This is a genomic window from Acinetobacter baretiae (genome assembly GCF_015627105.1).
Lineage (GTDB): Bacteria > Pseudomonadota > Gammaproteobacteria > Pseudomonadales > Moraxellaceae > Acinetobacter > Acinetobacter baretiae.
The window spans coordinates 1-6,507 of record NZ_VTDM01000052.1; the positions used below are offsets into that span (position 1 = coordinate 1).

The window sequence follows — 6,507 nt, forward strand, 5'->3', positions numbered from 1 at the left end:
GTTTGTTCCGACTTGATCAAAGCTGAATTACTTGCAACATTCGCTTGAGTGACATCAATGCGTTGGCCAAGTGCATTATCACCATCTGCAACAGCAGATTGAATCGTCCATGAAGATGCTTCATTGCTCGTACTATCAGCCGTAAGTAAGGTTGAATCTGCTGTGATGGGTGTCACTTTTGCATACACACCATCTAGCTTTTTCGCTGTTGCTGTTTGTGCTGTCGTTACGATATCAACTGATGTTTGCACTGCAGCAATGCTTTTATCAGTACTCGCTTTGTTGGTATTGACTGTATTAACAATACTCGTGTCTGCATTTTTACGTGCAGTCGCTTCTTGTGTAATACCATCATTTACAGTACCAATAGCAGCAATACGATCTGATACTTCTTTACTCACCGCTGTTTGTACATTTTGTACTGCATTCACTCGATCTTTCGCTTCTTGATCAATGGAGCTTTGCACATTTTGAATAGCACCTGCTCGATCTGTTGCTTCTTGCTGTGCTTTATTGAGCGCACTATCGGCAGTCTGTTGCACTTCATTTACTTTATTGATGATATTGCCCACATCACCATCTAATCCTGCAATCGTATCAATTTTATCGATTCGTGCTTTTAAATTTTTATCCAGCTGTGAATCGGTAATCTGTCCTGACAACGCATCTAAAATATCCGCGGTTTGAGCCGTTGATGTACCACTGGTCCAATCTGACCAATCACCGGTGTTACCAATCCGATCTATCAGTCGTGCACGGTACCAGAGTGTCACATTGCCGGCTAAACCCTGTTGTTGCATGCTTGTCGTTGGATAAGCATATGAACCCAGTGATTGACTATTTGCACCATTAGATGTGCTTGAATATTCAATCTCAGTATAAGCTGTATCAAGTGCACCAACACTTGGGAAACCCCAATTCAGCTTCATACCAAACATAGTGCCAGTAGCGAGAATGAATGCGAGCTTTGGTGGCTTGCCCTGTTTACCTGAAATCGCTGTTAATGCTGATGTCGTGGCTAATGATGCAATATCAAAGGCTGAATATGCTGTAATACGAGCGATATAACTGCCTGCATATACCCCTGCAATCTCTACAGACGTATTACCCGTGATTGGCATCTTAATCCATGAGCCACTATCTTTTTTCCACTCAACAAGATACTTCACTGCATAATCTGCTTTCTCCCAAGCAATGATCATAGTGGCAACATTAATGCCTTGTTGTACTTGATCATAAGATGAGATCTGAACGTTTTGTACTGCAGCTTGAGTCGTTGGATTAATGATTGACGCTGGCGCTGAAGTAGCAACATATGCCCCGTTGTCTATCGCATCATACTTTTCAGATCGATACTCAAGTGCTGAAATAGAGAATTGATGTTCTTCATCTTGTTTCACACTGAGTACACGAAATTTACGTGTAGCAAGTACTGTTGAATCAATAGTCCATACGTTTTGTACTGCAATCACCCCTTGGTCAAAAGCTTGAGTCACTGTGACTTTTGCACCATTAATACTGGCAATTACAGCTTTAACAGATTGACCGTGTTCACTGTTGGTCTGAATCGTATCACCTGCAAGTGCCACCACGTCACGATCTAGTGTCAGTACACGTAAATCATCAGAAATCGCCTTGATTCGTCCACCAATAAAACGTCCTGCAAAGTTGTTATCAGCCACCGCAATCACTTTACCTGGCACTGGGATATGACCATCAAGACCCACTTTAAAATTCACAGTTTGCGTTTCTAACTGTTCAGATTTTAATGCCCAATGCCCAGCACGTTGTGCTTGACCTCGACTAGTACAACCCCATGCATCTACATCAACAATTTTAATGACTTTTTGTTGGTTAATCGCTTGTTCATCACGAATGATTTCATATTCAGTTTTATAGCGATTTTGTGGATTTGACCAAGCGACTTTTGCCACATTACGTCTGTTATATCCAGGTGTACCTGAATAATCAAAATGCCCCTCGATGACATTGGCATTTGAATAATTAAAAAAAACATCTTGCGGAATATCTGCATCACAAATAATCGCATCACCATCCCAATAAGAAATGGCACGAAATAAGCCTGCCAATTTACTTAAAATAGAATACGCATCTTCAGCAGATTGAATATAGACATTACAGGTAAAACGTGGCTCAAGACCGCCCTGACCATCGCTCACCATGCCATCACAATATTGCCCTAAACGATAGAGACTGGCTTTATCAAGCATTTGATCAGTGATTCGATCACCTAAGCCATAACGTTTAGCTGTGCATAAATCAAAGTAGATCCACGCTGGATTATTTGAATACACACGTTTAAATGAACCATCCCAAATACCCACATAAGTACGATTTACTGGATCATAATTACTCGGTACTCGAATTTTTAAGCCTTTGACTTCTGCAGACACTTTAGCAACACTTGAGAAGTTTTGTGCATCATATTGCACACCTAACAGTGCAGTATTTGGGTATCTAAGCTTGGCATCGATCACCTCAGCATATGAAGCCACATACATTTGATCTGTCACATAATCAGATGCTGCAGGTGGTGTAAGTCGTCTTACACGAATATTCCAACCGCTAGTCGCTTGTGGCAAATCAATGCGATGTGAACGTTCATAATTTGATGAGGTTTTATCACTGATTTGTGTATTGAGCATTTCAACATATGCCCCACCATCAGTACTCACATCAATGGCATATTGAATCGTGACACCAGTGACATCACCATTACTAGAATTTGTCGTTCTGAGTGCTCCCCACTTCAAACGCACACGTGTAGCATTGATATCTAAGTTTGTAATTGAACGAATCCAAGGATTAGTTTTTAGCTCAACATTGACTTCGTTTTCATTGGAAACTTCAGGAAAGCCTTCAATATAAGTTTGATCATTCGTACCTGGTCGAAAATCAGCAGTTACATCAGTAAAGTTATTATTGCCATTACTGTCTAAAATCGTAGTGTCATCTAAATACACTGACTTTAAACCATCTACTAAGCCTTCAACTTCGCCCTCACATAAGCCAGTTAAATACTTTATTTGGCTTTTAGATTGAGCCGAATCTGTAGCAATCACAGCTTGTCGTGTACTGCCTGAACCTGCTTTTGCGCCTTGTACTTTCATTGAATTTTCCCAATAAAAAAGACGCATAAAGCGCCTATCATCTATCTATATATTGTTTAAAGTTGATCTTCAGGATATTGCCCTGCACTAATCACAAAGCCACCCACTTCACGTTGGCCATAAAGAATAGGCACTGGGTTGCCTTGTGCCACTGTCGTGACTGCAGAACCAAAGCCATAGTTGGCTTTATTGCCATCACTGTTTGCATCACTCGTTGTTGCTTTAGGCATGAGCATTGAAGTCACACCGCCAATTGCCATACCTGCCCCTGCTCCGATCAATGCCATGCCTACAGCTGTACCAGTACCAAAAGTAAAGACACCGACCCCAATCATGATAGCGCCTAGCACAGTCTGTAGTGCACCGCCTGCACCCTCTACAATCGGTACAATGCGAATGAGTTCAGCATTGTTTTGCATATCCACTTCTTGTTCAGAAATAGTCGTGCGATGATCGATAAAGATGGCAAAGCGTAAGCCGTTTAAATGTGCATTTAAAAAGAACTGCTCAAGCCCTTCGATCTGTACTGCCAGCAGTCGCATCCCTTCTTGCACAGAGCTGACTTGTAAACGCCACTCTTTACCAAACTGTTCACGTAGCACACCGTGAAAGCGAATGGTTTTATACATGCATCACCGCCTTGTGTCTAAGCACTTTCACAGTTCGCTCTAACCAATTCGGACCATAAATTTCACGCTTTGAACTTTGATTATATGGGTGATGTAAAAACAACGTATTGCCATGACAAGCTTCAGTTGTTTCAGTCTTTAATTGCCACTGATCGCCTAACCAAATGAGCGCATGGTTTGGGTGTTCTGTACGTCCTACATTACATAGCAGTACATCACCGTACTGTGGTTGATCAACTTCAATAAAGCCTGTTTTAGCATAGTTTTGCATATACAGTGATGCATGATCTTTAGCTTCCCACCACCGATCATCACGCTCAAAATCCATGAGTTCAATACCAAGCTCACGACTGTAAAAGTCACGAATTAAGGCATAACAATCTTGCCAACCATGATGATATAAACGTCCAACTAAAGGCGCTTGATAACCGCACGGTTCAAACATTTGCAGATCTACATCAGGATATGAACAAATCAACCATGGCTTACCATGGAGTTCAATTTGATGCTTGTCAAAAGCAGATGCCATAGCAGTACCATCAGGATGACTATGCACATACGCTTCAATTTCGCCTTGATCTTCAAGCCTTGCCAAAGCTTTTGCATCGATTTCAAAGTGAGTTTCAGGATTAGATGCCATGTTCTCTAAACGAATAAACTTACCGTTAATCACTACACCGCACATTTCATCTGGGTAAGCTTCACTACTTGCGATAACAATCTGTTTTTTTAGTTGGGCTGTGATGTTCATTTGAAACCTGCCTTTTGGATGTGAATGCGTTTTTATAAGATAGCAATGCTTTTTCAATCAGTTTTGCAAGGAAATATCCAATCAAGCCAAAGATTGTTGCCAAGATAAATGTTAACCAACCCATAATTACTTACTCATCAAACTAGATGCAGGGAAACCACCATAATTGGACTCGTTATAGCGACTCTTACACGCTCTAAAATCACCACGGCATTTATCTTGGCTTGGATCATCTGTCGGTTCGTTTTTATCTGTGAAGTACTTCATACCGGTGTATTGGCATTGCTCACCTCGATAACCATCAATCGCCCACTGACAATAGCTTGTGATATTACGAACTGGAATTTGTCGACCTTGAAAATCAATGGGATTAGACAACTCAAACGCTACTGTTTGAAGGTTTTCAGAAGTCTTTTGCTCGATATACCAAATTTGAGTTTTTGACTCGTTTACATCGGCATTTTTATTGCCACTTGTAAAGTTTTCACTGTCTAAATACTTGGCAAAAGTACGAATAACTTTAAGCTTTGCACCAACAAAATCTTGAAATTTCAAACAATATGCAGATACCGCATTTTGAATACCGTTAATATTGTTCGCCATAGTCAGTGTGGGCGTAGATGCTTTGCCTGTCGCATTCATCTCTAAGCCATCCACTTGCAAAGCCATTGGCTCATACGTTTGACCATCAAAGATAATGTTTCGGTACCAAACTTTTTCACTACCCACATCAAACAATTTATCTGCATGTAAAGTGGTTGAATCTGCAGTAATACTTGTACTATCGACTGTGGCATAGATGCGTTGCCAATCTGCAAATGAGATATGGCCGTGAAAGCGCAGTACTCCAGCACCAAGATTTGTGGCATCTAATTCATACAGTGTAATCAACCCATCAACATAGAGTTTTTGTACATCAGACGTTAAAGACATGATGACCTCCCATTAAAAAAGCCACTGATTAAGTGGCTTGTGGTGTTGGTTGTTCAGCAATCGGATAATCATTAAATCGTAAATCAATCCAGCGATCTGTCGGAATATCCATCGGCTGAGTATGATCTGCAACAATCGATGCAGTATCAATATCAAATTTCTTTTTAAAAGTCTTTACTGAAATATCTTTGTTTTCAAGTTGTGTAAATTCAACAAAAACAAGTACATTTCCATTGCTATCACGTGGGGTTTCGATGTACCAACCATCATCACGCAAACCTGTTGTATTTTTAACAAGGTAATCACCCACACCTAGCTTTTCAAAAGTAATGCCTTGACCAACAGCTTCATTGATTGCTTCAATTTTATCGGCATACAAACGTACCACTGGTGAAGATGGTTTTAAATAGCCATTGCCATCAACTGTTGTATTGAGACTTGTTTTTACTGTACCTTCAATTAGTGAACCCGTTTTTGTAGGTTTACATCGCACTACTACGCTACATTCGCTTGGCCGGACAACAAGACTAGCAGCACCACCGCCACCCTCCACCCCTGCAAAACCGACCTCGTTTGTCCAGCCTGCATAAAATCCACAACCATTTTTATAAGCCCAATCTAGTGCTGCAGATGAGCTGTCACCCTTTCCAATGATTACCCCTAAACCAAATGCACCCACTTTCATGATTTGATCAGCGTTTGTTCCGACTCCGAATAAGTTATTTCCGTTGCCATAAGTTGCATAAATCTCATTCATGTTTTGATTCAGCTTCGTAAATGCAGTCCGCGCTGCATCACCTGAACCATCATTGGCATTATTACCAACGTTTACTGTTTGTTTAGCCATTACCGACTCCAAATTTTAGGCATAAAAAAAGCACCTTTCGGTGCATGGATTGATTTGGTTGTAAAACTAAAACTGCTGTTTAAATGTAGTTGAGATTCGCCACACTGCACCGCCTAAGCATGTAGGCGTATAGCTTGTATCTGTTTTCACTCGAACTGTGCCATCAAGTGGCGATTCCCATAAAAAAGAATCTGCCCCTTTATGGTCATCAAAGAA

General features: G+C 40.9%; 5 protein-coding genes and 1 pseudogene. All 6 read right to left on the reverse strand.

All coding sequences use genetic code 11. The features are described from left to right. Positions 1-3,158: host specificity protein J (locus I2F17_RS12240; protein WP_235985967.1), on the reverse strand; the 3,158-nt coding region annotated here is incomplete at its 3' end. 29 nt (positions 3,159-3,187) lie between these two features. After that, a complete protein-coding gene (locus tag I2F17_RS12245) occupies positions 3,188-3,760 on the reverse strand; it encodes a tail assembly protein (RefSeq protein ID WP_211140135.1) in 573 nt (190 codons plus the stop codon). Beyond that, positions 3,753-4,511, reverse strand: coding sequence for a C40 family peptidase (locus tag I2F17_RS12250; protein ID WP_211140136.1), 759 nt, complete (start codon positions 4,509-4,511; stop codon positions 3,753-3,755). The genes I2F17_RS12245 and I2F17_RS12250 overlap by 8 nt, the downstream gene beginning before the upstream one ends. Positions 4,512-4,637: 126 nt before the next feature. After that, positions 4,638-5,444 carry a phage minor tail protein L gene (locus tag I2F17_RS12255; RefSeq protein WP_211140137.1) on the reverse strand — a complete coding sequence of 269 codons (807 nt, stop codon included), beginning with the start codon at positions 5,442-5,444 and terminating at the stop codon, positions 4,638-4,640. 28 nt (positions 5,445-5,472) lie between these two features. After that, positions 5,473-6,291 carry a phage tail fiber protein gene (locus I2F17_RS12260; protein ID WP_211140138.1) on the reverse strand — a complete coding sequence of 273 codons (819 nt, stop codon included), beginning with the start codon at positions 6,289-6,291 and terminating at the stop codon, positions 5,473-5,475. A 66-nt stretch (positions 6,292-6,357) separates the two neighbouring features. Continuing rightward, positions 6,358-6,507 (reverse strand): annotated as a pseudogene (locus I2F17_RS12265) (phage tail protein); the annotation flags it as partial.

What these genes read in the sequence shown, in the direction of transcription:
- I2F17_RS12245 (WP_211140135.1), bottom strand. Translation starts at nt 3,760, where the DNA reads ATGTATAAAACCATTCGCTTTCACGGTGTGCTACGTGAACAGTTTGGT.
- I2F17_RS12250 (WP_211140136.1), bottom strand. Translation starts at nt 4,511, where the DNA reads ATGAACATCACAGCCCAACTAAAAAAACAGATTGTTATCGCAAGTAGT.
- I2F17_RS12255 (WP_211140137.1), bottom strand. Translation starts at nt 5,444, where the DNA reads ATGTCTTTAACGTCTGATGTACAAAAACTCTATGTTGATGGGTTGATT.
- I2F17_RS12260 (WP_211140138.1), bottom strand. Translation starts at nt 6,291, where the DNA reads ATGGCTAAACAAACAGTAAACGTTGGTAATAATGCCAATGATGGTTCA.